At 70.4% G+C, this 24,605-nt stretch carries 20 protein-coding genes; 3 read left to right on the forward strand and 17 right to left on the reverse strand.

All coding sequences use genetic code 11. From position 1 onward, the window contains the following. Window positions 1–178 precede the first annotated feature (178 nt). The 14 genes from WDW90_RS22680 to WDW90_RS22745 all read right to left on the reverse strand — a co-directional run bounded on the left by WDW90_RS22680 (window position 179) and on the right by WDW90_RS22745 (window position 18,933). Window positions 179–652, reverse strand: coding sequence for a hypothetical protein (locus tag WDW90_RS22680; protein WP_336489729.1), 474 nt, complete (start codon window positions 650–652; stop codon window positions 179–181). Window positions 653–729: 77 nt separating this feature from the next. Further along, a complete protein-coding gene (gene bcsN, locus WDW90_RS22685) occupies window positions 730–1,767 on the reverse strand; it encodes a cellulose biosynthesis protein BcsN (RefSeq protein ID WP_336489730.1) in 1,038 nt (345 codons plus the stop codon). Then, the gene (locus WDW90_RS22690) at window positions 1,764–3,737 is read right to left on the reverse strand and encodes a hypothetical protein (RefSeq protein WP_336489731.1); all 1,974 of its coding nucleotides are present in this window, start codon (window positions 3,735–3,737) and stop codon (window positions 1,764–1,766) included. Before WDW90_RS22690 ends, bcsN begins: the two co-directional genes overlap by 4 nt. Beyond that, window positions 3,722–4,870: a family 8 glycosyl hydrolase gene (locus WDW90_RS22695; protein WP_336489732.1), complete on the reverse strand. Its 1,149-nt coding sequence runs from the start codon at window positions 4,868–4,870 to the stop codon at window positions 3,722–3,724. The genes WDW90_RS22690 and WDW90_RS22695 overlap by 16 nt, the downstream gene beginning before the upstream one ends. A 182-nt stretch (window positions 4,871–5,052) precedes the next feature. Beyond that, complete coding sequence (locus WDW90_RS22700; protein WP_431311097.1) at window positions 5,053–7,620, reverse strand: cellulose biosynthesis cyclic di-GMP-binding regulatory protein BcsB; 2,568 nt, start codon at window positions 7,618–7,620, stop codon at window positions 5,053–5,055. Beyond that, on the reverse strand, window positions 7,617–9,995 hold the full coding sequence (gene bcsA, locus WDW90_RS22705; protein WP_431311098.1) for a UDP-forming cellulose synthase catalytic subunit: 2,379 nt from the start codon (window positions 9,993–9,995) through the stop codon (window positions 7,617–7,619). The genes WDW90_RS22700 and bcsA overlap by 4 nt, the downstream gene beginning before the upstream one ends. A 515-nt stretch (window positions 9,996–10,510) precedes the next feature. Further along, window positions 10,511–11,293, reverse strand: a complete 783-nt coding sequence (bcsS, locus tag WDW90_RS22710) for a cellulose biosynthesis protein BcsS (RefSeq protein WP_336489734.1) — start codon at window positions 11,291–11,293, stop codon at window positions 10,511–10,513. Window positions 11,294–11,507: 214 nt separating this feature from the next. Beyond that, on the reverse strand, window positions 11,508–13,961 hold the full coding sequence (locus WDW90_RS22715; protein ID WP_336489735.1) for a response regulator: 2,454 nt from the start codon (window positions 13,959–13,961) through the stop codon (window positions 11,508–11,510). A gap of 167 nt (window positions 13,962–14,128) precedes the next feature. Next, on the reverse strand, window positions 14,129–14,953 hold the full coding sequence (panB, locus tag WDW90_RS22720; protein ID WP_336489736.1) for a 3-methyl-2-oxobutanoate hydroxymethyltransferase: 825 nt from the start codon (window positions 14,951–14,953) through the stop codon (window positions 14,129–14,131). Between the two features lie 394 nt (window positions 14,954–15,347). Then, window positions 15,348–16,067, reverse strand: a complete 720-nt coding sequence (locus tag WDW90_RS22725) for a cytochrome c biogenesis CcdA family protein (protein WP_336489737.1) — start codon at window positions 16,065–16,067, stop codon at window positions 15,348–15,350. Between the two features lie 12 nt (window positions 16,068–16,079). Continuing rightward, window positions 16,080–16,484 (reverse strand): thioredoxin family protein, encoded by a 405-nt coding sequence (locus tag WDW90_RS22730; RefSeq protein WP_336489738.1) that lies wholly within the window; start codon window positions 16,482–16,484, stop codon window positions 16,080–16,082. A gap of 39 nt (window positions 16,485–16,523) precedes the next feature. Then, complete coding sequence (locus tag WDW90_RS22735; RefSeq protein WP_336489739.1) at window positions 16,524–17,129, reverse strand: rhodanese-like domain-containing protein; 606 nt, start codon at window positions 17,127–17,129, stop codon at window positions 16,524–16,526. A 17-nt stretch (window positions 17,130–17,146) separates the two neighbouring features. Next, on the reverse strand, window positions 17,147–17,965 hold the full coding sequence (locus tag WDW90_RS22740) for a quinoprotein dehydrogenase-associated SoxYZ-like carrier (RefSeq protein ID WP_336489740.1): 819 nt from the start codon (window positions 17,963–17,965) through the stop codon (window positions 17,147–17,149). 35 nt (window positions 17,966–18,000) lie between these two features. Next, window positions 18,001–18,933 carry a quinoprotein relay system zinc metallohydrolase 2 gene (locus WDW90_RS22745; RefSeq protein ID WP_336489741.1) on the reverse strand — a complete coding sequence of 311 codons (933 nt, stop codon included), beginning with the start codon at window positions 18,931–18,933 and terminating at the stop codon, window positions 18,001–18,003. A gap of 177 nt (window positions 18,934–19,110) precedes the next feature. Here WDW90_RS22745 and WDW90_RS22750 point away from each other — a divergent pair, with 177 nt between their 5' ends. Beyond that, a complete protein-coding gene (locus tag WDW90_RS22750) occupies window positions 19,111–19,671 on the forward strand; it encodes a TetR/AcrR family transcriptional regulator (RefSeq protein WP_336489742.1) in 561 nt (186 codons plus the stop codon). Window positions 19,672–19,674: 3 nt separating this feature from the next. Here the strand turns inward: WDW90_RS22750 and queC are convergent, their stop codons facing one another. Genes queC through queE form a run of 3 tightly spaced genes read right to left on the reverse strand, consistent with a single transcriptional unit; the run spans window position 19,675 to window position 21,417 of the window. Further along, window positions 19,675–20,379, reverse strand: coding sequence for a 7-cyano-7-deazaguanine synthase QueC (queC, locus tag WDW90_RS22755; RefSeq protein ID WP_336489743.1), 705 nt, complete (start codon window positions 20,377–20,379; stop codon window positions 19,675–19,677). Between the two features lie 10 nt (window positions 20,380–20,389). Continuing rightward, entirely contained in the window at window positions 20,390–20,746 is a 357-nt protein-coding gene (gene queD, locus WDW90_RS22760) for a 6-carboxytetrahydropterin synthase QueD (protein ID WP_336489744.1), read from the reverse strand. A gap of 38 nt (window positions 20,747–20,784) precedes the next feature. Beyond that, window positions 20,785–21,417 (reverse strand): 7-carboxy-7-deazaguanine synthase, encoded by a 633-nt coding sequence (gene queE, locus WDW90_RS22765; RefSeq protein WP_336489745.1) that lies wholly within the window; start codon window positions 21,415–21,417, stop codon window positions 20,785–20,787. Between the two features lie 340 nt (window positions 21,418–21,757). Here queE and WDW90_RS22770 point away from each other — a divergent pair, with 340 nt between their 5' ends. Next, window positions 21,758–23,260, forward strand: a complete 1,503-nt coding sequence (locus WDW90_RS22770; RefSeq protein ID WP_336489746.1) for a D-alanyl-D-alanine carboxypeptidase family protein — start codon at window positions 21,758–21,760, stop codon at window positions 23,258–23,260. 135 nt (window positions 23,261–23,395) lie between these two features. Continuing rightward, window positions 23,396–24,505: a CobW family GTP-binding protein gene (locus WDW90_RS22775; protein WP_336489747.1), complete on the forward strand. Its 1,110-nt coding sequence runs from the start codon at window positions 23,396–23,398 to the stop codon at window positions 24,503–24,505. Window positions 24,506–24,605 lie beyond the last annotated feature (100 nt).

Here is a 24,605-nt window from a genome sequence, read left to right on the forward strand (position 1 = left end):
GCGTCGCCTTCGACCTCGACGAGCGACCCGTCGAGTGGCGCCTCTCAACCTGCCTCACCGAGCACGTCCACTACCAATCCATCCTGCGCTGATCCGAGCAGACCGCTCGGGCAGGCCGCTGCGCAGGCGCGCGGCGCAAGCCTGGCGCGCCGGGAGCGGCTGGGCCGGTTCCGTTCCGCTATCGCTCCGATCCGGTCGAGCGGGCTGCACCCGTGGGCCGCGAGGGGGCGAGCGGCCCGGCGAGCAGCGCCTCGACCTCCGCCCGGCAGGTGCAGAGGCCGGCGCCCTGCCGGAGGTCCTCGGCCAGGCGCTCGTCATCGCAGGGCAGGCGCATGCCGGCGACCACGTAACCGCAGGACGAGGCCTCGAGGATCGCGGCGAGCAGGGCGGCCTCCAGATCCGGCCCAGCCCGGTGCGGCTCGGAGACGAGGGCGAGACAGAGCCCGACGAGCATCCCGCGCTCGAACTCCGTCGCTGAGGCCGGCAGGCGGCTCGGGGCCTGGATCGCGAGGGCCTGGCGCTCGACCGGGGAAAGCCCGCCGCTGCACGCTGCGATCTCGGCAGCCGCCTCGACGATCAGCGGGATCCTGAGATGCGAGCGGCCATCGAGACGCAGCGGAAACAGGCGGCGGCTCAGCTCCTCTGCACCCATGCGCCGATCTCCATCAGGCCATCCCGATCCCCTCGCGCGCCGGCCTTCCGTGCGGTCGCGGACATCGACGGCCGGGCTCAGGGGCCGTTGCGCTTCGGCGGCCGATAGGCTTCCGACGGCAGATCCGGCGAGAGGCTCTCCCCTGTCCCGCGCCCGGGCGCCGGGCTCGGGGTCAGGTTCGTCCCCGGCTGTGGCTCCGGCGGCTTCAGACCGTCCGTGATGAAGCGCTGGGGACCGGCGGGCGGGACGGTGGGCGAAGGCGGCGCGGCCTGCTGGCCGGTCTCCGGCGCCGGCGGGACGATGTAGCGCCGTCCCGCATCGGTCGTGCCGGGGGCGGGCGCGGCTGGCGGCGGCGCCGCAGGGGGTGGAACAGCGCGCTCGACAGGCGGCCGCGGGCGCTCGACGCTCCTGCGAACCGGCGGCGCGGCCTGCCGCGGTGCGGGCGGCAGACGCAGCCGCGGCCTTTCCGGAAGGGTGGTGGGAGGCAGGCGGGTCTCCTCGCGGGCGGCGATCGCGCTGCCTGTCGGCAGGGCGATCACCATCCGCTCCACGGCCTGCACGAGATCGGCCAGGCTCGCGCTCTCCGTACGGCACAGCCGGATCCGCAGCGAGAGGGCCCTGCGCCCGGCCATCGGAACGGAGAGCGGCCCGAACAGGCCCGGCCTGCCGTCCCCGCGCGACCCTCCGGCCGAGGACCGCTCGAACCATTGCCACGCGTAGAGGCAGTCGGCACCGAGCGCGAGCCCGATCGGCCCGTAGGCATTGCGGCGCGGGCTCGCGACAACGCGCATCACCTGCCCGGGAAAGCGGGCCGCGAGCTCGCCCTCGATGCCGAGCTGGTTCGGCTTGGCGAGCCGCGGCGGGAAGGCGAGCAGCAGGTCGCCGGTCTCGTTGCGCAAGCCCACCTCGGCGCCGTTGCGGCCGTCACCGCCCGCGAAGCGGATGCGCTGGTCGAACCCGTCGCGCACGCGCGTCTCCGCGACGGACGTCACCGTACCGGCTCCGGGAAGCCGTACGACCGGAACTGTCTGGGCCCGCGCCGCCGCGGCCGCTCCGAGGACGGCCGTGCCCAGGAGACACGGTATCGCGAAGCGGGCACGGAACGCAGGGATCACGGAAATCCTCTCGTGGTCTGGCCGCCGGCGGACGCGCGTCCCGGCACGGAGAAACGATCGATCTCCGTCCCGGCCGAGCCCGCGCGGGCTCGGCCGGCCTGCTGCTCCTGCCAGAGCGTGCCGGCGGCAGGCAGGCTCAGGCCTTCGGGCTTGTCGAGCCCGTTGTAGCCGGGAAGCAGAGCGTAGCCGTAGCGCTCGTAAGGCATGGCGCCCGCGCCCGGCACCCGCCGGGCCACGAGGGGCGGCGCCTGTGTCGACGGCTCCTTGGCGAAGTTTCCACCCGGTGCCGGCTCGGCGAGCGCCCGCTGCAACGCTGCCGGCGGGTAGCGGAGGGCGTTGTCCATCTGGACCTGCAACGGAAATTCATTGCGCTGCACCGCCAAGGGCCGAGTCTCGGCTTTGCTGCCCGCCGCGCCGTCAGGCCGGGGTACGCGGCCGTATGATTGCTGCGGCTCGGGCTTCGGCGTGGCGGCACGCGCCGCCGCCGCGGCCTGCTGGGTTGCCGAGGCGGCGCAGGGTAGCGGCGGCCCGCCGGGATCCTCGCGAAAGAGGAGATCGACGACCTTCGGGAACAGCCCGTCGTACCGGTTGATGGTCTCCAGGTACGGGCGCTGGCGTTTCAGGCGCTGCTGGGTCAGCGCGTAGCCGAACACCGTCGTCTCGCTCGGCAGCCACGCATTGGCGCGCTGGAACCATTCGAGCGCCGCGTCGAACTGGCAGGAATTGTAGGCGTACCACGCCAATCCCTGGGCGCCCTCGCCGGAGCCCGAGGCGATCACGACCTTGGCGTAGCGCTCGATCCGGGCGGGCTCGATATAGGGGGGATTGGCCAGCGTCAGCTTGCGCTCGAGGATGTCGATGAACAGGATCTCGTTGCCCACGAAGCGCTCGCGCCAGGCGTAGGCGACCTCCTCGGCCTCGCGCAGCATGTTGAGCTCGCGCAGCGTATGCGCGAGGCCGTGAGCCACCATGGCGTCGCCGTTCCGCGCAATGGCGAGCTTGAACCACTCGAGCGCCTCGCGGAATTGCCGGCGCTTGTAGGCGTACCAGCCGAGCAGCCCCGTCTGGCTCGGATCGCCCGACTTGCGGGCATAGGCCTGGAAGGCGGTCAGGTCGGCGAGCGTCGGGGTCTGAGCCGGCTCGTCGTGCAGGAAAGCGGCGATGCGCGCGCGCGTGATGTCGACGCGGATCGCTTCGAACTCCGTGTTGCCCTCGGGGTCGAGGCGTCCCATGGCGATCAGTCGCTCGGCCTGCTCCATCTTGAGATGGGCCATCGCCTTCTGGATCGTGGCGAGCCGCGCGCCGGGATCGGAGCTGACGTCGAGGACGGACTTGTAGAGCGTGAAGGCATCCTCGCCGGCTTCCGTCGCCGCAAGCGCGTCCGCGATCGCCCAGATGCTCTCCACGTCGGACGGGTCGAGGGCCGCCGGGTCGGCACGATAAAGGCCGGCGACATCCTCGGGACGCTTGCCCGATGCGGACTTGACGCGGTTGCGGAACTCGGCGCGCCGGAGCTTGCGGGCGAGTTCCTCCGAGGGCTGCCAATTGGGATCGACCGAGCGCCGCGACGCGATGGCGGCGCGCAGGTCATCGAAGCGCCCGGCGGTGAACAGGTCCCAGAGCGGCGCCTCCTCGGGCGGGCTCGGCTGCAGGCTGTCGAGGTCCGGAGGCTCGGTCCAGCCCGGGTAGAGGCGCTTCAGCCGCGCGATCTCGGCCTTCATGCGCGCGGTCTGCTTCTGCGAGGCGTAGTAGCGCAGCGCGCTCTCGTCGACCATGCCGGAGGTGCCCGACGTATCGGGCTCGACCACGATCGCGGGCGCGCGGACGCCGTCGCCGTAGACGATGCGCGCGCCGCCGTCTGCCGGATTCGTCGGGGCTTGCTGCGCGGCAAGCGGCGAAGCGGCCAGCAACGCGAGGGAAGCCGCGACCCGAATGACCCGTCGCGGACGGAGGCTCAACGTTTCAGGCATGACGGGTAGCGCATCCGGGTCGCGACGAGCGCGAGGAGGTGCAGGGTGGTCGGATAGTAGTTCTGGTTGGGCTGAACCGTTTCCGCGCCCTCCGGCAACGGCGTGTCGGCGGCGGCGCAGGCGGTGAGCGCCGGCAGGGCGGTGTAGCCCGGCTCGGTCAGCCATTCCACGGGACGACCGTCGCCCGTGTCAACGATCGGCAGGCGTTCGCGCTCGATCCCCCCCCAGAGCGTGCGGAAGGGCGCCAAATCCTCCGGCCGGCCGACGCCCGCCCAGGCGAGGTAGAGGGGCACGCGGATCGCGTTGTAGGAGAACAGGGCCGGGAAGCCCTCGGCGGGGCGGGGCGCATCCTCCTTCACGGAAATCCACTCGGTGGGCAGCCGCGTGGGGCCGAAGCGCGCCTGGCGCACGAGGTTCACGCCGCTGCGGATCACCGAGGCCCAATCGTATTCCGGGGCCACGATCGGCAGGCGCTGGAAGGCGGGAAAGACCCAGTAGGACAGGTTCACGAGGGGCCCGTCGGCGCGTTCCCGGGCCGCGAAGCCGGACACGGCCGGCAGGATGATCGGTCCGTGCGGATCCTTGAACAGGATCGCCTTGCGGCCGAACTCGACGGCGATCCGGCGGGCCGCCGTGCGGTAGGAAGGCTCGCCCCAGGCCTCGGCCGCCTCGGTCAGGGCCCAGGCCACCAGGATGTCGCCGTCGGTCGCGTTGTTCATGTCGGCGACGGCCGGACGCTTGTCCGGCGCCCAGCGCCAGGCCATCAATTCGTCCGAGCGCACCATCAAGTTGGCGCGCGTCCACCCCCAGATGCGCTCGAAGGTCGCCCGGTCGTTGGCGGCCACCGCGAGCAGCATGCCGTAGCCCTGCCCCTCGCTGTGGCTGATCAGATCGTTGGCCGTGTCGACGACGCGGCCCTGCTCGGTCACGAAGCGGGCGCGGTAGGCACGCCACGCCGCGTCGTCGCCCAGCGTCCCGGCCAGTGTCGGGCCGGTGCTCGCACCCGGCTTGGCTTCCGGGCGAGGAACGCTCGGCAGCGCGGTGGCGGGGGGGACGATCGTGGTCTCCTGCGCCCGGGCCAAGGTACCGAAGTTCAGCAGGAGGCCGAGCGCAGCGGTCAGACCGGCCAGCATGCTCCCGCGGCGTCCCCCGCATCGCGGACCCGGACATCCGGAGCGCGCGCCGCGTGCCATCACGCGCGCGGGAGCCTCGCCTGCGGGAGGGATGCCGCGCGCGCGATCCGGATGAGACGGAGCCTCCGCTCGCCGATCGGAGAGGATGCGCGAGACCGGGAGAAGGCGCGCCCATGGTCCTCTCATCCGCTGCGCCGCCCGAGTTGCCGGACGAGAGCCGTCGTAGCGAGGCCGAGGCAGAGGGCCATCAGCAGGGTGAGGCCGACGTAGAAGGCCGGGTTGAGGGACAGCCAGGCGGCCGAGACCAGCCGGAAGTTGACGAGCGACCAGGGCTGCGTCTCGATCAGTCCGACCCGCTCCGGCGTCACCGTCGAAAGGCTCCCGTCGGACGCGTCGAGGAAGGCGGCGCGGCCGGTGAGCTTCGTCCAGACCACCGGGTCCACGAGGCAGGAGACCGATGCCTTCAGCATGGAGGGGTTGGGGGCGGTCACCAGGACCGTGGTGTCCGCGAGCCGGTCGGCGCCGGCTCCCTCGGCGATGATCAGCGAGGCGCGCGGGTTCACCTCCGGCGCCTGCGCGCCGGTCGGTTCCCGCGCGAGCCCGAGCGCCGCCTCCCACAGCTCATTCGCGTGCTTCGTCGCCGCGTTCCAAGTCTCGGCGAGGCCGGCGAGGATCGGGTTCGGCCCGCGCAGGGTCACGTCCCAGCGCGCGAGCAGATCCCGGTCGGAGGCGGGCACGACGCTGCGCGGCTGCGGCTGCGGGGGAGTCGGCGTCTGCGCCGGGGCCGGCACCACCGGGGCGGCCGCGGCCACGCGCAGCGGCATCGTGGCGGGCGGCAGCGCGCAGCGCATGGGCAGGTTGCGGCGCAGCCGGTCGAGCGTCAGCACGCCCTCCGCACCGAACTGGCCGGGCGTCGCCACCGTCTCGGCACGGCCCTCCCAGATACGTCGGATCTGATCGGGATCGAGGCCGACCGCCTCGATCGCGAGCGGGTTCAACGCACGGGCCGGGGCCACGATCAACGTTGCGCCGCCACCCGTGCCGCGCTCGTCGGCGCTCAGCTCGAAATCGATCACGCGCTTGGCCGCCATGGCAAGCCGCGCCGCGAGCATCGCGGCGGCGTCCGCCGAGTCGCGGTCCGGCGTCGGCAGAACGAGGCGCGGTCGCGGACCCGGTGCCACGAAGGGCACGGCGCCCCCCTTCACGGCCGCGAGGTCGGGGGAGCGCACCGCGCGCGCGAGGGACGGGATCGTCAACCGCGTGCGGTCGAGGAGGAGGAAGCGGGCGCGCTTGGCGCCGGGCGCGAGGGTGTCGCAGGCCCGATCGGCGGAGATCGGCAGCTGTGCGGCGATCTCGACGCGGTTCAGGCCCGGTCGCCACAGGCTCAGCGGCAGCGGGATGGAGCTGTCCTCGAACACCTCGCCGCGCGCGTAGGGGAGCGGTACGCTCGCGGCATTGCGGCCGTTGATGTCGACGATGATCTGCGCGCTCGGGTCGAGGCCGGCCGCGTAGCCGCCCGCGAGGTGGAGCATCACTTTCCCGTAATCGGCGGGCACAAAATCGGCTGGGAAGCGAACCTCGAAGCCGACCCGCATCAGGCGCCCGTTGAACTCGCGCGTGGCGATGCCGAGCGCGTCGAGGCCCAGGGTCTCGCCGCCCCAGACCTCGTAGCCGCGGTTGAGGTTCGCCAGCTGCGCCCCCCTCGGCGGGTTGTTCGCATCGCCGCCCTCGGCGAGATTGCTGATCGCCTGCCGCACGTCGGCGCCGTTGAGGCCGGAGACGACGAGCGTTGGCGCCCGGCTGCCACGCGCCGGCAGCAACGTGAGCTTCGGCCCGGTGATCGGCCCGATCTCGTCGATTCCCTCGACGCCCCTGATCTCGGCCGCGGTACCGACCACGAGATTGACGCCCGTGCGCCCGGTCAGCGGCGGGCCGAACGCGACGGCGGGCCGCGCGAGACGGCCCACGAGCGCCACGGCCTGCACGGCCGCGATCATGCGTTCCAGCCGCTCGAGGTTCGGCTTCTCGGACAGGACGACGCCGATCGGCAAAGCCCCGCTCTCGTCCGGTTCGAGGGCGGCCAGCGACTTGAGGTCGAGGTCGGCGGCCGCGGGCGCGACCACCAGACCCGAGCGGGACGGGTCGATCTGCGTCCAGAGCTCGTAGGTGGCGTCGATCGAGCAATCCACCCGATGACGCTGGCTCGCCGACAGCGTGACGGCGTTGTAGCCGGCCTTGAGAAGGCCCTCCGGCAGGGCGAATTCGACCACCTTCACGGCGCCCGGAGCCTGGATACGGGTCCAGCCCACCTTGGCACCGTTGACGCTCGCGCCGAGTTCGGAGGATTCGGGCGCAACCGAGATCGCCGACAGGTAGGAGACGCGCAACCGTGCCGGACCGCGCGCCTGCCCCTCGGTCAAATAGACCGGAAATTGCAGCACGTCGTCCTCGCCCGAAAGACGGTAGCCGCGCGTGCCCGCCGGGAAGCGCCGGGCGGCGGCGATCGTCGCCTGGACCGGCGGGCGGCGGCCCGGATCGTTGCCGGCCTCCGGACGCCCGGGCGGCGGCGCCTGATTGCGCAGTGGATCGCCCGTCGGCGGCACGCTGAGGCGCTCGGCCGGGCCGTTTCCGAGAAAGCTCTGGCTGACGGCCGGCCCGTGCAGCGACGCTGACGCGAGCAGTCCGGCGAGCAGCCGGAGCGGCCGGAGGCGACGCGATCTCATGCCGCTCATGCCGCTCATGCCGCTCATGCCGGGCTCGGCCGTCGGGCGCGCTCGCCCGCGAGCAGGCGCTCGTTCTCGAATTCGAGCATCAGCCGCACCCAGTCGCTCGACCCGTCTGCTTCGGCCGGCTCGCGGGCGAGCGTGAGGTCCGCCGCGGCCTCGGAGACAGGCGCGGCGGCGCCGATACCGACGGGCTCGGGCGCCAGGGGAGGCGCGCCCGCCGGCTGCACCGGCTCATCGAGCGGCAGAGCGGGGACGCGCTCGATCGCGGCCGGGCGCGGTTCCTTGAGGAAGACGTAACGGATCGCGCGCAGCGGTTCGAGCAGGCCCCACCAGGCGAATTGCAACGTGCCCGACAGGATGTCCTTGTGCCGCCTGCGGCGCATCTGGAAGCGTCGCATCGCCTCCGCGTCCCCGTACATGAGGCCCGCCAGCGCCGTGTAATCCTGCGGGCGCAGGGCGTGGAAGCTCAGCCGGCAGAGCGCGTCGTCGCGCTGGCGCGAGACCTGATCGAGGGTCACCGGCAGGGCTCCGGCCGGGCGGGCGCCGTCGACCGGCACCACGGTGAGCGCGCCCCCCATCGGACGGTGGCCCGCGCCCGTCGTGAGGAGCGCGGCGGGGACGCGGACGGTGCAGGCCTCGACCGAGACGCGCTCGACGGCCACGTCGACGGCGCGTCCGCCGAGGGTCAGGACGCCGCGGCGGTCGATCGGCAGCGAGGGCGTGCGCTCGACCTGCCGGCGCTCGGCGCAGACGCCGAGGGCGGCGCCGGCCGTCAGGAGGTTGAAGAAGTTCCAGAGGCCGACGACCAGCATCAGGTTGGTGACACCGGGCTCGAAGAGATAGCGCCAGGCCGCGACCCCGCACCCGGCGAGGAGCAGAGCGTAGACGGCGAAGAACGGCAGCGAGAGCGGCGAGAGGTGATCGTGGTCGAGGCTCGAACCCTTGTTGGTCACCTTGAATGTCGGCCTTCTCGGCGACAGGACGACCGCGGCGATCGCCTTCGAGAGATAGAGGCCCTGGATGTACTCGTAGAGTTCGGAGACGAAGGGCCAGCGGAACTTGCCGTAGACGTAGTTCTGCATCATCAGATTGATGACGATGTAGGTCGCCGTGTAGGCGATTGATTCGTCGACGCTCGCGACGAAGATCTTCAGATCGAAGAAAATGTGCAGCAGCGGCGCGAACATGAAGATCAGGCGCGGCGCCGGGAAGAACCAGAACGTCATGCTCGACAGGTAGGCGACCTTCTGGATGGGCTTGAGGCCGCGCTGCAGCAGCGGGTTCTTCAGCATGAGGATCTGGAACATGCCCTGGCACCAGCGCGAGCGCTGGCCGATGAAGTCGGCGAGCGTGTCGGGCTGGAGCCCGGCGATGAGCGGCTTGTCGACGTAGACGCTGGTCCAGCCGCGCGAGTGCAGCTCGAACGCCGTCTCGCAATCCTCCGTGATGGTGATGCCCGAGAAGCCGCCCGCCTCGTCGAGCGCGGCGCGGCGCAGGAGCGCGGCCGAGCCGCAGAAGAACGAGCCGTTCCACTTGTCGAGGCCGCGCTGCGTCACCGCGTAGAACATCTCGTTCTCCGACGGCATGCGCTCGAAGGTGCGCAGGTTCCGCTCGACCGGATCCGGGTTCAGGAAGGCGTGCGGCGTCTGCACGAGGAAGAGGCGAGGATCCTCCGCAAAGTAGCCGACGGTCTCCCGCAGGAAGGATCGGAAGGGCGCGTGGTCGGCGTCGAACACCACCACGATCTCGCCGCTGGCATGAGCGAGCCCGTTGTTCAGGTTGCCGGCCTTTGCGTGCAGGTTTCGCTCGCGGGTCAGGTAGCGGGCACCGAGGTCGGCGCAGAGCGCGCGCAGATGGGCGCGGCGCGCCCGTGCTGCGGCGGCCTTCTCCGGATCGGCATCGGCGCATTTCTGATCCGTGCCGCCGTCGTCGAGGAGCCAGACCGTGAGCTTCTCGGGCGGATAGTTCATCTGCCGCGCCGCCGCGAGCGTCATGGCGAGGATGCCCGCATCCTCGTTGTAGCTCGGCACGAAGACGTCGACCTGCGGCAGGTCCGCGGCCCGGGCGACCGGCGGCGGGCGCCGGCGCAGCGGTTCGGCATTGATGATCAGGCTGACGAACAGGATGAACACGCAGTAGAGCTCGCCGACGAGAAGGACGAGCCCGAAGCCGAAGCTGACCGGATCGCCGGCGGAGGGAAGCGTGCTGGTGACGCGCCACAGGATGTAGCGCAGCACCACCAGGCTTCCCATCGCCAGGAACACGAAGCGCGTCCGCGGGCCGTCGAGGAACAGCCACAGGAGCAACATCGTCGCCATGGCGGCGAGGCTCATCGCGAGCTGGTTTTGCGTACTGACCGGCTGGCTGAGCAGGACGAGACCGGCCGCGGTCGTCGCCATCCAGGCCAGCCATCGCGCCGCAACTCCCACGCCCACTCCTCCTGTGCCGCGACCCGCGCCGCCATTGAAAGGCGAATGCCCTCGAACGACCTCTCCGCACGCATAGGCGCGCAACTGTGGCAATTCTGGAGAACTTATTTAAGTTGGGAGATGATTTGCAAGGCAAAATCTAATACGAATTCTGGAAAAATAATCTTAAATTCTCAGCTGGATTAGCGATCATATTTATGTATGACCCGCTAATTTTTTTAATAAAGGCGGATTATTTCGGGGCTGCCATGTCGATCGAGACTGGTCTTCGGGACGGAAACGATATCAAAACCAGTGGTTGCAGGCCTCATCGGCTGCGACGCAGCGAAACGGAACTGCCGCACGGCGTTCGATCTCAGTTTCCTCAGTCATCGCGCGGCGAGGCGCCCGGAGAAAACGCCGGCGCAAGTCTTTTCGGAGTTTCGTACGGTCTCGACGCTTGCGTGTGTTGGAACCGTACCACCCCGACGCGACGCAGATCACGATCAGAAATTTGCGCGTGCTTCGACACTCGAATAGTAGCCGGACTTCTGCACGCGATCGTTCACGTAACCGGCTGCGACCGCGAGTTGGACCGGCCCGAGCGCCAGGCCGGTCAGGTGCGCCCCGATCCGGTACTGGCGGAAGAAGTCGTCGCCGAGGAACAGCGCCTCCGGCCCGATATAGACCCCGTCCGCCACCATGTAGCCGACACGGAAACGCGAGTAATAGGCGTTGAACTTGGTGGAATAGGCGCCGTAGGCGGAGACCATCGTGCGATCGGTCGGGTTGGCGTAGAAATTGGCCGCGACCCTGAAGCCGATTCCGGTGCCGACGACGGGGTTGCCGGGATCGGGCACCGAGAGCTGGTTGCTGCGCACGTTGAAGCCGATATAGCCGGCCAGCGCCGCATCGCGCCAGATCCACTCGTAGCCGCCGAGGACCCCGCCCTCCTGCTGGAAGCCGGTGACGCGGGTCGCGACGGCCTGACCCGGGTAGGAGTAGGTGCCGGCCACGCCTTCGACCCGCACGCGCACGCCGCTCTGTGTCGCCGGGCCGCCCGGCGACGCCGTGATGGTCAGCGATCCGAAGGCGGAGCTGTTCGAGGTGACGCTGGTCGAGCCGTCGACCGCAACCGCCCAGCTGTCGTCGACCGGTTGCGCCTGCGCGCCCGTGTACCAGTCCGCCGTCGCGTTGGTCGCGGCCAGATCGGCAGCCTCGACGGACGAGGCCGCGAGCACCGACGCGGCGATGGCGAGCAGGATCCGAGGCGTTTTCGCAGTCCGCATGGCTCGATGCTCGCTGAACGTCCGCAAGGCGGCGGCCTCCACAGAACCGAAGTCCCGACGCACTGCTTTATCGGCCACGACGGTTAACAAGCCCTCAGCCTGGAGTTGTACGGACGCGCACGATCGGGATGCCGCCGCGGCGTGATCGAGCAGTCGGCATCGGCGCCGCGCCGGAGGCTTGCGCGGCGTTCGGGATGCTGGCGTCGGGAGAGGCTTACGCGGCCTCGGCGGTCCGCTGCGCCGTGGCTCCGCCGAGCACGGCGGCGAGGTCCTCGTGGCGAAACGGCTTCTCGAGCTGGAGAAACCGGCGGGCCGCGGCCGGCAATTGCCCGTGCGGACTCGCCAGGATGACCCGGATGCCGGGATGACGCTCGACCACGGTCGCAGCAAGCTGCAACCCGGTCATGGCCGGCATCGACTGGTCGGCGATCATGGCGTCGTAATCGGACCGCTCGCCGAGCATCGCCAGCGCGTGCTCGCCGGACGCCGCCTGGACGACATCGTGGCCGAGGTCGACGAGAGCCTCGGCGAGGCTCGCGCGGACGAGGCTGTCGCTCTCGACGAGGAGGATGCGCAGCGTCGTCTCCCAGGATGGTGCGGCCGGCACGGACGCCTTGTCGCCGGCCGGAAGCCAGATCTCGGCAAGGAACGCCGCCTCGCCGGTGCCATCATCGACGAGGCGCCAGCCGCCCCGGATCTCGGCGAGCAGGCGCGCCACCGTCTCGAGATAGGTCGGGTCCGGCGCCGCCGGCGGCCGGCCCGTACCGGGCCGGCCGCTTGCGAGCAGGAGACGAACATAGGGTCCTGACGGGAGATCGAGACCCGTCCCGGCATCGGCCGGGTGGGCCGCGGCCCCGATGGCGAAGCCGTGGAGGCCGAGCTCGCGGATATGGAACGCGATGTTGAGCAGCGTGACCTCGATGAGCCGCTCGCTGCAGAGGACCTTCGGCAGGTCGTGCGGCACGCGGTCGATCACAGGCGTGCCGCGCAGCACGTTCGCCTGTGCGAAGGGCAGGAAGGCCGACACGAGCCCGGCGAGATCGCTCTCAGCCGCTCCCGACCCGTCGCTGCGGACGAAGCTCAGCATGCGCCGGGTGAGGGCGCTTCCGCGTAGGGCACCCGCGAGCGCCGCGTCGACGAGGCGCGTCGGCTCGATTTCCAGAGCATGACGACGCTTGAGCGCACCGAGATTGGCGAGCACGATCGTCAGGATGTCGTTGAAATCGTGGACGATCCCGTCCGTCATCCGACGCAGGACATGGCTGCGGCGGCGCTCGACCGCGTTCGGCGCGAGGGCCGCATCGGCCTCCGCATCGTGGAGCTCGCGGCTGAGCGCGTGCAGCCGCCGCGGCGATCCCTCCCGTGCAGGCCCGCGCAGGAAGCGAACGAGGACGCGCCGGGCGGCGGCCTCGGGCGCATCGGAGCGCGTGCGCAGCACCACGTCATGGGGTCCGTCGGCCTCGAGGGCGGCCCGCATGGTCTGATCGAGCAGAGGACGGTCGGCCGCCTCGATCCGGTCCGCCAGGTCCGTCAGATCGACCGTCCGGTCGATGCCGGCCAGCGCGGCGGCACAGTCCCGGTCCGACCAGACGACGCGCTTCGTCCGCGGATCGACCTCCCAGCAGCTCCAGCCCGACATCGCCTCGAAGGTCTCGAGCCGGCCACGGATCCGCTCAAGCCCCGTGCCGGCCCCCGCGAGCTCGCATTCGGAGCTTCGGGCGCGACCGAGAATCGCTCGCGCGAGGTCGTCGAGTTCGCGCAGACGCGTTCCCGCCGGCTCGGCGGCAGGAGCGTCCGCGAGGCGTCGCAACCGGAGCGCGACCGGGGCGGCGAGACAATAGCCCGCCCCGCCCGCGGCGAGCACCAGAGCCAATCCGAGACCGAGGACGAGCATCACGGCGCCGGGCGCGGGGCCGGCATCGCGCGTCGCGCGCACGCTCACCATCCAGCCGGGGCTTGCGAGATCGGCGTCGCCGCGCGTGGGAGCGGAGACGTCGACCGAGGGTGCGGCCGTCGCGCCGTCCTGCGACCCGGCGAGCAGACGGCCGTCCGCCCCGCGTACCGAGAATCGCGCGTCGGCTTCGCTTCTGCCGAGCGAGCGGCGCACATGCGCTTCGATCCCGGCGAAGAAGCCCGGGCCGACGCGCAAGAGAAGGCGGTCTGCTTGGCCGGGCGCACCGAGGGAAACGACGATGTCGAAACCATCCGCGGCATCGCCCGCGTCGGAACCGCTCACGACCGCGATGGGCGTACCGCGGATGCGCGCGAACCAGGGCTGGCGCGCCAAGGTCGTTCCGAGGCGGCGCGGATCGCTCGCGATCCGGACGAGGCCGTCCGTGCCGAACACGATCGCTTCCCGGTAATTGGCGCGGATCGCGAGCCATTCCTCCAGCAAGGCCGAGCGGTCCGCATCACTAGAGACGGCCTCGGTCGGCCGGATCAAGAGCGCGGCCGTGCGCGCATCCGCGTCGATCTCGTGCAGTCCGCGATCGATCGCCTCGGCGAAGGTGCGCGCCGCGGTCAGCGCCGCGCCGCGCGCGGCTTCGTCCCCGTCGCGTGCGGCCGAGAGCGCGAAGGCCGAGCAGGCCAGGGCGAAAACCAGCGCTGCGACGCCGGCGAGCTGCGCGGCATTCAGCACCCTCAGCGGGATCCGCCAGGAGTCCAGCATCAGTCGCTCCGCCCGATTGGCTCGCCGGCCGCGCACGCCCGGGATTGGCCGCACACCGTCGACAACGAGGGCGGGCGGCGCTTAAGGCCGGGTTAACAGGGGCCGCGAAAGCCCCGGGTGCCCGCGCCGAGCCGGCGATGCACCTTGTCCGGGTCGAAGGCGGAGCCTCAGCGGGCCTGATAGGTGTGCTCACTGGCAGGGAAGCGGCCGGAGCGGACCTCCTCCGCGTAGGTACGCACCGCCTGATCGATATGATCCCGCAGCGAACCGAAGCTCTTCACGAATTTCGGGGCGCGGTCGCTCAGGCCCAGCATGTCCTCCAGGACGAGGATCTGGCCGTCGCACTCGACGGAGGCGCCGATGCCGATCGTCGGGGCCGTCACGTCGGGCGAGCGCGCGATCGCGCGGGCCACCGGCTCGACGATTCCCTCGAGCACGATCGCGAAGGCGCCCGCCTCGCTGATGGCGCGGGCATCCTCCAGGAGCTGCCGCTCGGCTTCCGGGCCCCGGCCCTGGACCTTGAACCCGCCCATCGTGTTCACGGATTGCGGCGTCAGCCCGATATGGCCCATCACCGGCACGCCGCGCTGGGTCAGGAACGCCACCGTCTCGGCGAAGCGCGCGCCGCCCTCCATCTTGATGGCGCCGGCACCGGTTTCCTTGAGGATGCGGGCGGCGTTGACGAAGGCCTGCTCGCGGCTCGCCTCGTAGGAGCCGAAGGGCATGTCCACGACCACCAGCGCCCGCGAGGTTCCCCGCATGACGGCCTGTGCCTGGAGGATCATCATCTCGAGCGTGACCGGCAGCGTCGATTCCATCCCGTGCATCACCATGCCGAGGGAATCGCCGACCAGGATGAAGTCGCAATAGGCGTCGAGGATGCTCGCCGTGTGGGCGTGATAGGCCGTCAGCGAGATGATCTTGCGGCCTTCCGCCTTGGCCTTCGCGAGGTCGATCGCGCGCAGGCGACGAGATTGAACAACCTGGGACATCCACAGCACCCTTCGTCACGCAAAAGCGCAGCCCGCCCGCGAGGCAGCGCAGCGCTCTCGGCGGCGCTTATACAACGCGCAACCGCGGGAATCTGCCGGAGGATGGGTCGATTGCAGTGACAGATCGGCGAGCGGATCAAGCCGCCTCGACCACCTGTGACGCGTTGAAGAGTGCCCGGGAGAGGGCCGTTTCGCACTTCATGCGGGGTGCGGCGATGGCGTCGCCGACCCGATGCCCTCTGCGGGCGTTTCCTCCCCGACCCGGGCCGCCTCAAGGGCTGCCTTTTTTCCGCCACAACCGAGGTGGTGTCAATCGACGCGGCCTGACGGGGCGGCTGCGAAGTTGCTGATACTTTGAGCGAAAGCTGACATGCGCATGCGCTGGGCAGCGGCCTCAGTAGCGTGTCGTCAGGGCATTCAGCCAGTCGGGGGACGCCTGGACCAGGATCGCCTCGGCCCGCTTGTCGAGACCGGACAGGATGGCGGCTCCCGCGAGCACGAGCGCGAGGCCGAGGGCGAGCTTGAGGTTCCGTCCCGCCCGCATCATCCGGCCACGCCAGGAAACGACGATTTCGCGGGACAGCGTGCCGAGGAGTAGGAGGGGCAACGCGGCGCCGAGGCAGAACACCGCCATGGTTAGGGCGACCCGACCGAGATCGCGCCCCTGCGCCGCCAGGAGCGTGGCGGCGCCGAGCGTCGGGCCGACGCAGGGACTCCAGACCGCGCCGAGCATCAGCCCGACGGCGAACTGGCCCGAGAGGCCGCTCGTCGAGAAGCCGCCGAAGCGCTGCTCGGTCCAGTCGCTGATCGGACCGGCGGCCACCGCGAGCCGCGTTTGAAGAGCGGGCAGCGTGAGAACCAGGCCGAGTGCCAGCATCAGACCGGCGGCCACCTGGCGGAAGACCTCGCCATCGAGGCCGATGCCGAAGCCGATCGTCGCCACGAACAGGCCGAGGCCGCCGAAGGACAGGACGAGGCCCCCGGTCAGGGCGAGGGGGCCGAGCCGGTGCTGGCCGGCCGCCGCCCCCAGCACGAGCGGCAGCAGCGGCAGCACGCAGGGCGACAGCACCGTGAGAAGCCCAGCCAGAAACGCCAGGCCGAGGCCGGCGAACATGGATGCGACCTCCTAGAGCGCTTTCTCGACGAGGCTCTCGATCCATTCCGGCTGGGTCTCGCCGACCGAGCGCCCGACCTCCTTCGAGCCCTTGAAGGCGATGAGCGTGCTCTGCTGGCGGGCGCCGAACCGGCGCATCAGGGCCTTCTGGGTGTCGAAGTCGATCTCGAACAGGACGAGATCCTTGAAGCGCCGATCCTCGTCGAGCTTGGCCAGAATCGGCTTCTGCGCCCGGCAGATCGGGCACCAGGGCGCAGTGACCTCGACGACGATCGGCCGCCCGGCGGCCTGGGCCGCCGCGAAGGCATCCTCCGCAAAGGGCCGGGCCTCGCCGGCGCGCGCGCCGTATGCGGTGACAAAGGGCGACAGGGCGAGCAGGACTGCCAGCAACATCAGGACAGTGCGGCGGCGGGTCATCGGGCAGTTCTCTCGGATCGGATGGTTCGGATCGACGCCTCAGCGCGGCGGTTCGGCTTGCGCCTTGGTTCCGCCGACCGCTGCCCAGGCAGGGTCGGGCTTGATCACCGCGGTCTCGTGGCTCTCCTGCCAGCCCTCGATTCCGTCCGGGAACCAGTGCACGCGGGTGTAGCCAAGGAGCACGAGGCGCTTGCCCGCGTTCCAGCTGCCCCAGCATTCGGGGTGACAGAAGGTGACGATCGGCTTGCCCTTGTCGCCGCCCGTCAACTCCTCGACGCGCCTGTCGAATTGCGCCTCATGGGCCGGATCGATCGGCGCCGCACCGGCGCCCGGCATCCAGACCGCATCCGGGATCGAGCGGTGCGCGGGAAGCCAGGGTCGGTCGGCCGGAAAGCCCTCGGGCTTGCGGTCGGCCAGAGCGACGTCGATGAGCACCGGCTTCTCGGCCATCAGGGCGTCGAGGCCGGCGATGCCGATGACCTTGGCCCCCTTGAGCGTCGTCGGCGTGTATCCCCGCTGCGGGCCAGTCCAGATGCCGTCGGGCTCCGGAACGTTGACGGGCGAATCGGCGGGCGAGGCCGCCGCCAGGAGCAGGGCGGCCAGGATCGCGACGCCCCGGCGGGCGGCCTCGGCTCTGCGACGCATCGGCTGGCTCACGCGGCTCAGTTGCTCGGCGACGGTGCGTCGAAGCTGTGCTCCCAGCGCCCGCCCTGGCTGTCGCTCGCCACGACCTTGATCGGGCCCTTGCCCTCGGGAAGGAAGGCGAAGTTGATCACCGGGTTCGACGCGATCGAGATGTCGCCGTCGAGGTTGAACACCGTCTTGTCGCCATAGGTCACGGCGACCCTCTGGATGTAGCGGGCCGGCGTGAAGTCGCGGGTCACCTGGTTCATCTGCATGCCCGAGAAGTTCGGATGGCGGATCATCAGGGTCGCCTCGACGGGCTTGCCGGGCTGGGCATCGCCCGCGAACTTCATCTTCATGTCGCCCATGCCGCGCATGGCCTCCTCGTCGCTCATCCCCATCGGGGCCGAGCAGCCGCCCGATGCCTTCACGAACTTGGTGGCCTCGAACAGCGCGCCGTCGGTCGTCTCGGCGACCGCGTGGACATTGGTGTAGTTGTTGATCCGCACGCGCAGCTTCACCTCGCCCGGATCCGCGGCCGGGCCGAAGGTGAAGTGGGCGGCGTAGGGCGACGGATTGTCGTCGATGATGAAGTGCACGCCCTTGATCTTGTCCTTCTCAAGCATCGTCAGGGTGATCGGCACGAGCGCGGCATCCATCGCGCGGTTCGGCGCGTCGACCTTGATCAGCGTGTCGGTCGGCTCGATCTTGCGGTCCCCGAAGATCGTCTTGGCGATCTCCTCCCAGCGGGCCTGACGCTCGGCGTCGGAATCGGAAGCACCCGCGGCCTGGACCGGGCCGCTCAGGGCAGCGGCCGACAGGCCCAACCCGAGCGCGACGGTGAGAATGGTCTTCATGGCACGTCTCCTCGACAGTTGATGTGGCGCTTTGCCTATTCCCACTCAAGTTCCTTGTAGGCCTGCGTCACGTTGCGGCCGTTGTAGGTGTCGAACAAGACCCAGTGATCGCGTTCGGACCTCGCAACCATCTGGACCGCCTTCTCGATCGGCACGTCGGCGGCGATGGCCTTCCGAGTCTCGTCGCGAAGCGTCGTCAGATAGCGCGTCAGCTCGGCCAGAGCCGGCGCAAGCTCGACGCTGGCCGGGCCGTGGCCGGGCACCGCCCGGGTGGCTCCCATCTGCTTCAGGGTCTCGGCCTCCTTCAGCCAGCCGAGAAGGCTGCCGTCGAGGGAGGGGATGCGGTTCACGAAGAGGAGGTCGGCCGGGAAGATCAGGCCGGTCCGCGAATCGAGCATCGAGAGATCGCAGTTCGTGTGCGCGGTGCCGTGCGCCGTCAGGGTCAGCCGGCGGTCGCCGAGATCGATCTCGGCGCGCTCCGTCACCTCCTGCGTCGGGTAGACGACGCTGCCCGCCTTGTCGGCGCCGAGGATATCCTCGAGGCGCTTGCGGTAATATTCGCCGCGGGCATCGAGCGCAGAGCGCAGGACATGGTGGCCGACGAAGTTCGGCTTGTCCGCCGCGAAGGCCGCCGCGCCGAAGCAATGGTCCGGATGGACATGCGTGAGGACGACATGGCGGATCGGCTTGTTGGTGCGCTTGGCGATCTCGCCGCGCAGCCATTGCCCGTCCGCGAGGCTGCCGCCCGACTCGGTGACGAGCACCCCATCGCGGCCGATGATGAAGCCGATATTGGCGATCGCGTCGTTGTTCTCGGACGTCGCCTCCGCGTGCGGCGCGCTTCGGACGAAGATGCCGGGGCCGACCTCCTCCATCGCGAAGGCCCCGGCGGAGCGGCCGAGCGTCGGCAAGCAGCACAGGCAAAGGCCGCCGAACAGAGCTCCGCGCCGTGTCGGACGAAGGCTCATGCGTGCGACCGCCCAGCCAATCCGGAGCCGGCCGTGAACGCCGACATGGGCCTACCTCCCGTGATATTTGCCAACCATTTAGTAGGTAGATTTTTCCGCGGTCAAGTGGCAGGAAGGTTGGACCAGCCGCTCTGCTCGCACATTCGCGCGCGCAGCTTGCCGGGTTAACATCGGGCGATGAGAGACACGCGGACCGAATTGCTGATTCAGGCCGAGGCGCTGGTGCGCGGGCGCGGCTACGCGGGTTTCAGCTACGCGGATCTCGCTGCCGTGGTGGGCATCCGCAAGGCCAGCATCCACCACCATTTCCGGACCAAGGAGGACCTCGGCGCGGCGCTGGTGGCGGCCTACGAAGAGCGCTACGACGAGGCGCTGGCCGCGATCCGCGCCGCGCATGCGGATGGCCTTGCGCGGGTCGAGGCCTACGGTCGCCTCTATCTCAGCGGCGTCGAGCAGGGGCTCGGCTGCCTCTGCGCGGCGCTCGCGATCGAGGGCGAGGCGCTGCCGGAGCGGCTGCGCCGAGACATCGTGCGCTTCTTCGAGCGCCACATCGCCTGGCTCGAGGAGGTGCTTCGCGAGGGCCAGGCGAAGGGCGAGATACGGGCCAGCCTCGACCCGGCCGTCCAGGCCCGCTTCGTGGTCTCGACCTTGGAGGGCGCGCTTCTGATGGAGCGCCTCCTCGCCGGCCCGCGCGCGTTCGAGGGAACGCTGCGGGCGCTCGCCGAGAGCCTGCGCTGAGGCTCAGGCGGGCTCGGCCACGAAGCGCGCGTATCCCTTCGCCCGCAGGTCGCAGGCCGGGCAGGTGCCGCAGCCGTAGCCCCAGGCATGGCGGCTTCCCCGCTCGCCGAGGTAGCAGGTGTGGCTCTCCTCGACGATGAGGTCGACGAGGCGCCGCCCGCCGAGGCCCTGAGCGAGGCGCCACGTCTCCGCCTTGTCGATCCACATGAGCGGCGTGTGCAGCACGAAGCGGCGCTCCATGCCGAGATTGAGCGCCACCTGCAGCGCCTTGATCGCGTCGTCCCGGCAATCGGGATAGCCGGAATAATCCGTCTCGCACATGCCGCCGACGATATGGCGAAGCCCCCGCCGGTAGGCGAGCGCCGCCGCGAAGGTCAGGAAGACGAGATTGCGCCCCGGCACGAAGGTGTTGGGCAGCCCGCCCGCCTCGAAGCCGATCTCGGTCTCGCGCGTCAGCGCCGTCTCAGAGACGGCTCCGAGCGCGTCGAGGGAGAGGCTGTGGTCCGACCCGAGCCGGGCCTCCCAGTCCGGATCGATGCGGGTGAGACCCTCGCGCAGCGCCTGTCGGCAATCGAGTTCGATGCGGTGGCGCTGGCCGTAATCGAAGCCGAGCGTCTCGACCCGGGCGAAGCGCGCGAGCGCCCAGGCCAGGCAGGTGGTGGAATCCTGCCCCCCCGAGAACAGGACCAGCGCGCCCTCTTGCGTCATCGTCTCGCCTTCAGTCGCCCTCGTATTCGGCCCAGGACATCGGCGTCTCGTAGATCCTCACCGACGAGAGCCCCGGCAGGCCGCCCTTGGTGCGATGCCAGATCCAGGCCGCGATGTTCTCGGCGGTCGGGTTGTCGAGGCCCTCGACCTCGTTGAGGCAGTGGTGGTCGAGCCGCTCCAGCACCGGCGCGAAGACCCGCTCCATCTCGTAGAAGTCGACGATCCAGCCGGTGCGCGGGTCGACCGCGCCGCTGATCGTCAGCTCCACTCGGTAGGAATGCCCGTGCATGCGGTGGCAGCGGTGGGTCTCGGGTACGTTGGGCAGGCGGTGGGCCGCCTCGAAGGTGAAGGCCTGGGTGATCTTCATGGGTGGTCTCGTCGCGCGGCGGGCGTCGCGGCCTCCGCTCAGGGAATTCCGATCAGCTTGTGCGTCTGCAGGGAGAGCCGCCAGCGCGCATGCGTCCGGCAATAGGCGACCGCAGCCTGCGTGTTGATCACGCGCTCGGGCCCGTCCATAGGCTGGAGCCAGCGATGGCGGAAGTCGAGATCGGCAAAATCGGCCGGATCGAGCCCATCCTGCGGGAAGACGAGCTTCAGCTCGTGGCCGCGGCGTTGCACCAGCGCGTTGCCGGATTTCGGGCTGACGCAGATCCAATCGATGCCGGCGGGGGCCGGCAGGGTGCCGTTGGTCTCGACGGCGATCTCGAAGCCGCCGGCATGCACCGCCGCGATCAGGTCGGAATCGAGCTGCAGCAGCGGCTCGCCGCCGGTGAAGACGACGAAGCGCTCCGCCGCGCCTCCCTCCCAGGTCCGGTCGATCGCCGCGGCGAGATCACCGGCGTCCGCGAAGCGGCCGCCGCCGTCCCCATCCATGCCGACGAAATCGGTGTCGCAGAACCGGCAGGCGGCGCCCGCGCGATCTTCCTCGCGGCCGGACCAGAGATTGCACCCCGCGAAGCGGCAGAACACGGCGGCGCGCCCGGCCTGCGCGCCCTCGCCCTGGAGCGTGTGGAAGAGTTCCTTGACTGCGTACGCCATCGTCTCGTCGTGCCGCGACCCCGATGGGAGCGCGCCCTGGATCGGCCCCTGGGAAAAGTCGAGCCGGTCCCTGCACATAGGCGTAGGCGAGGGGCGATGCCACCGGGAAGCCATGTCGGCGGCGCGGCCGACCTCCGCGATCGCCGTCCACCCGCCATCCTCTCGCCACGGAACGCGCGTTGAACTCGCCTTGTCGCGGAGACCGGCCCGGTAACGGACCGCCTGGGGACCTCCCGCGCGGTCGGACTGGCCGAAGCTTGACCGTTGACCTACCTTGGCGTTGGACGATTGGGCGCCAGCGCGCGTTGCCGTATCGATGGACCTTCTCGAGACAAGCCTGATGTCGAATCGAATTTTACGGCGCTTCGTCCTGGGCATGGCCGCCGCGGCGGGGCTCGTCGGGGCGGGCGCGGCGGGAGCCACCACGGCTCCGATGCTGGTCGTCGACGTCGATTCGGGAAAGGTGATCTACGCGCAGGCGGCCACGGATCCCTGGTATCCGGCCTCGATCACCAAGCTGATGACCACCTACGTCGCGCTCGACCTCGTGCGGCAGGGCAAGGTCTCGCTCGATTCGTTCATCACGATCTCGCCCGCCGCCGCCGCCGAGCCGCCCTCGAAGATGGGCTTCAAGCCCGGGACCCAGCTGACTCTCGACAACGCCCTCAAGATCATCATGGTGAAGTCGGCCAACGATGTGGCCTGGGCGATCGGGGAGAATCTCGGCGGCTCGATCGAGGGCTTCGCCGACCTGATGAACCAGACCGCCCGGCGCATCGGGATGCACGAGAGCCGCTGGACCAATCCGAACGGCCTTCCCGATCCACGCCAATGGACCTCGGCCCGGGACATGGCGGTCCTCGGCCGGGCGCTCCTGCGCGACTTCCCCGATTCGCGCGGCCTGTTCTCGATCTCGGCGATCCAGTTCGGCCGCTCCGTCATGGCAAACCATAACGGCCTGCTCGGGCGCTACGCCGGCGCCGACGGCATGAAGACCGGCTTCATCTGCTCGGGCGGCTTCAACGTCGTGGCGAGTGCCACCCGCAACGGGCGCCGCATCCTCACCATCGTGATGGGCCAGCCGAGCGCCCGCGAGCGAGACCTCAAGGCCGCGGACCTGTTCGATTACGGTTTCGGCCAGACGACCGGCTGGACCAGCCAGAGCCTCGACTCGCTTCCGGACTCGGCCGTTGCCGCGGCACCGGACATGCGGCCCTACATCTGCGACCGCAAGAAGCCGATGCCCGTCGACGAGGGTCAGAGCGCGATCACGGCAAGCGCGGGCGCGGCCGGCGCCAGCGCAGACAATGCCAACGCGCAGCTCATGGCGGCCTCCGCGCCGCCCTCCTCGGCGCTCGCCTTCGCGACACTCAACAGCGCGAGCCTGCGCACCCGCGCCCTGCCGCCCCGCGCACCGCTCCAGCCCGTCCTCGTCTGGATCGGCCGCGATCCGGCCGAGGGGCAGATCATGCTGAACGAGCAGGAGGAGGCGCAGAAGGCCGAGCGCGCCGCCGTCCGCACCGCCAAGCTCGAAGCCGCGAGGGCCAAGCGGGCGGCCGCCCAGGAAGCCGCGAAGCGGGCCAGGGCCGAGAAGGCCGCGGCCGAGCCGAAGCAGGCCGCCAAGCAGCAACCGGCGGGCAAAGCGCAATCCGCCAAGGTCGAGAAGAAGCCCGAGGCGAAGTCCGAGAAGCCGAAGGCCGTCGCGCGGGGCTCGTCCGTCCCGAAGGCCGCCACCGCCTACACCTCGGCAGACGCAAAGCCCGCGATCCCGCAGGCCAAAGGCGGATCGAAGCCGCACGCCATCGCCAAGAAGCCGGCGGCCAAGGCCAAAGACAAGGGATAGTCCCGGCACGGCCAGACTGCGTCGTCCGTCGGGGCCTGCTCCGGCGCCCTGACGCCGGTCGCCGCGGAGGCCGCGCCGACAGGGCGTGCCGGATCGCCGGTTGAGCCCGACCGCCCGGCGCGGTAGGCCTGCCGCATGTCAGACGCGCCGCGCCGTCCCGAGCCGATCCCGCTCACCGTCCTCACGGGCTTTCTCGGGGCCGGCAAGACGACCCTGCTGAACCGGCTCCTGCGCGACCCGGCCTTTGCCGACACCGTCGTCATCGTGAACGAGTTCGGCGAGATCGGTCTCGATCACCTGCTGATCGAGCAGGTCGACGACGACATGGTCCTGCTCGGCGCCGGCTGCCTGTGCTGCACCGTGCGCGGCGACCTGATCGCCACCCTCGAAGACCTGCTGCGCAAGCGGGACAACGGCCGCATCCGGCCCTTCCGGCGTGTGGTGATCGAGACGACCGGCCTCGCCGACCCGGCGCCGATCCTGCTCGCGTTGATCTATCACCCCTATCTCGTCATGCGTTACCGCCTGCAGGGCGTCGTCACGGTGGTGGATGCCGTCAACGGTGCCTCGACCCTCGAGGCCCACCCGGAAGCACTGCGCCAAGCCGCCGTCGCCGACCGGATCGTTCTGACCAAGACGGATCTCGACGGCGCGGCGGCGGATGCGCTGCGCTCGCGCCTGCGCGATCTCAACCCGTCCGCCCCGATCGATCCGGCCGACGTCCCGGCCGAGGCACTGCTCGGCGGCCTCTTCGGCCTCGCGGGCAAGAGCCAGGATGTGCGCGCGTGGCTCGGCGCGGATGCCGTCGAGGATCACGGCCATACCCATCATGGGCACGGCGATCACGGGCACCACCATCACGACGTGAACCGGCACGATGCCGCGATCCGGGCCTTCTCGCTGACGAGCGACGCGCCCGTGAGCCGGGCCTCGCTCGAGATGTTCCTCGACCTGCTGCGGGCGAGCCAGGGCGCGAAGCTCCTGCGTCTCAAGGGGCTCGTCGCGCTCGCCGAAGATCCGGACCGCCCCGTCGTGATCCACGGCGTCCAGCACGTGATGCACATGCCCGCGACGCTGCCGGCATGGCCCGACGCGGATCGGCGTTCGCGCATCGTCCTGATCGTGCGCGATCTCGACCGAGCCTTCGTCGAGCGTCTCTGGGACGCATTCCTCGGACGCCCTCGCGTCGACGCGCCGGATGCGGCCGCGCTCACCGCAAACCCGCTTGCCATCCCGGGCAGCTGATCCGCTCCGACGCGCGCGGCATCATCCTTGATCCGCCCGACCCGAGCGGCGCCAGACAGGCGCCGGACCGTCCCGGAACGGGACGATGGGCACGGGACGG

The organism is Methylobacterium nigriterrae (assembly GCF_037106235.1).
Lineage (GTDB): Bacteria > Pseudomonadota > Alphaproteobacteria > Rhizobiales > Beijerinckiaceae > Methylobacterium > Methylobacterium nigriterrae.

Excerpts from the sequence above, each read along its gene's own strand:
- WDW90_RS22690 (WP_336489731.1), bottom strand. The coding sequence starts at position 3,737 with ATGCCTGAAACGTTGAGCCTCCGTCCGCGACGGGTCATTCGGGTCGCG.
- queE (WP_336489745.1), bottom strand. The coding sequence starts at position 21,417 with ATGGCGTACGCAGTCAAGGAACTCTTCCACACGCTCCAGGGCGAGGGC.
- bcsA (WP_431311098.1), bottom strand. The coding sequence starts at position 9,995 with ATGGCGACGACCGCGGCCGGTCTCGTCCTGCTCAGCCAGCCGGTCAGT.
- WDW90_RS22740 (WP_336489740.1), bottom strand. The coding sequence starts at position 17,965 with ATGAAGACCATTCTCACCGTCGCGCTCGGGTTGGGCCTGTCGGCCGCT.
- WDW90_RS22695 (WP_336489732.1), bottom strand. The coding sequence starts at position 4,870 with ATGCTGGCCGGTCTGACCGCTGCGCTCGGCCTCCTGCTGAACTTCGGT.
- WDW90_RS22730 (WP_336489738.1), bottom strand. The coding sequence starts at position 16,484 with ATGACCCGCCGCCGCACTGTCCTGATGTTGCTGGCAGTCCTGCTCGCC.
- WDW90_RS22680 (WP_336489729.1), bottom strand. The coding sequence starts at position 652 with ATGGGTGCAGAGGAGCTGAGCCGCCGCCTGTTTCCGCTGCGTCTCGAT.
- WDW90_RS22750 (WP_336489742.1), top strand. The coding sequence starts at position 19,111 with ATGAGAGACACGCGGACCGAATTGCTGATTCAGGCCGAGGCGCTGGTG.
- WDW90_RS22725 (WP_336489737.1), bottom strand. The coding sequence starts at position 16,067 with ATGTTCGCCGGCCTCGGCCTGGCGTTTCTGGCTGGGCTTCTCACGGTG.
- WDW90_RS22770 (WP_336489746.1), top strand. The coding sequence starts at position 21,758 with ATGTCGAATCGAATTTTACGGCGCTTCGTCCTGGGCATGGCCGCCGCG.
- bcsS (WP_336489734.1), bottom strand. The coding sequence starts at position 11,293 with ATGCGGACTGCGAAAACGCCTCGGATCCTGCTCGCCATCGCCGCGTCG.
- WDW90_RS22775 (WP_336489747.1), top strand. The coding sequence starts at position 23,396 with ATGTCAGACGCGCCGCGCCGTCCCGAGCCGATCCCGCTCACCGTCCTC.
- queC (WP_336489743.1), bottom strand. The coding sequence starts at position 20,379 with ATGACGCAAGAGGGCGCGCTGGTCCTGTTCTCGGGGGGGCAGGATTCC.
- WDW90_RS22700 (WP_431311097.1), bottom strand. The coding sequence starts at position 7,620 with ATGAGCGGCATGAGCGGCATGAGCGGCATGAGATCGCGTCGCCTCCGG.
- queD (WP_336489744.1), bottom strand. The coding sequence starts at position 20,746 with ATGAAGATCACCCAGGCCTTCACCTTCGAGGCGGCCCACCGCCTGCCC.
- WDW90_RS22735 (WP_336489739.1), bottom strand. The coding sequence starts at position 17,129 with ATGCGTCGCAGAGCCGAGGCCGCCCGCCGGGGCGTCGCGATCCTGGCC.
- WDW90_RS22715 (WP_336489735.1), bottom strand. The coding sequence starts at position 13,961 with ATGCTGGACTCCTGGCGGATCCCGCTGAGGGTGCTGAATGCCGCGCAG.
- WDW90_RS22745 (WP_336489741.1), bottom strand. The coding sequence starts at position 18,933 with ATGAGCCTTCGTCCGACACGGCGCGGAGCTCTGTTCGGCGGCCTTTGC.
- panB (WP_336489736.1), bottom strand. The coding sequence starts at position 14,953 with ATGTCCCAGGTTGTTCAATCTCGTCGCCTGCGCGCGATCGACCTCGCG.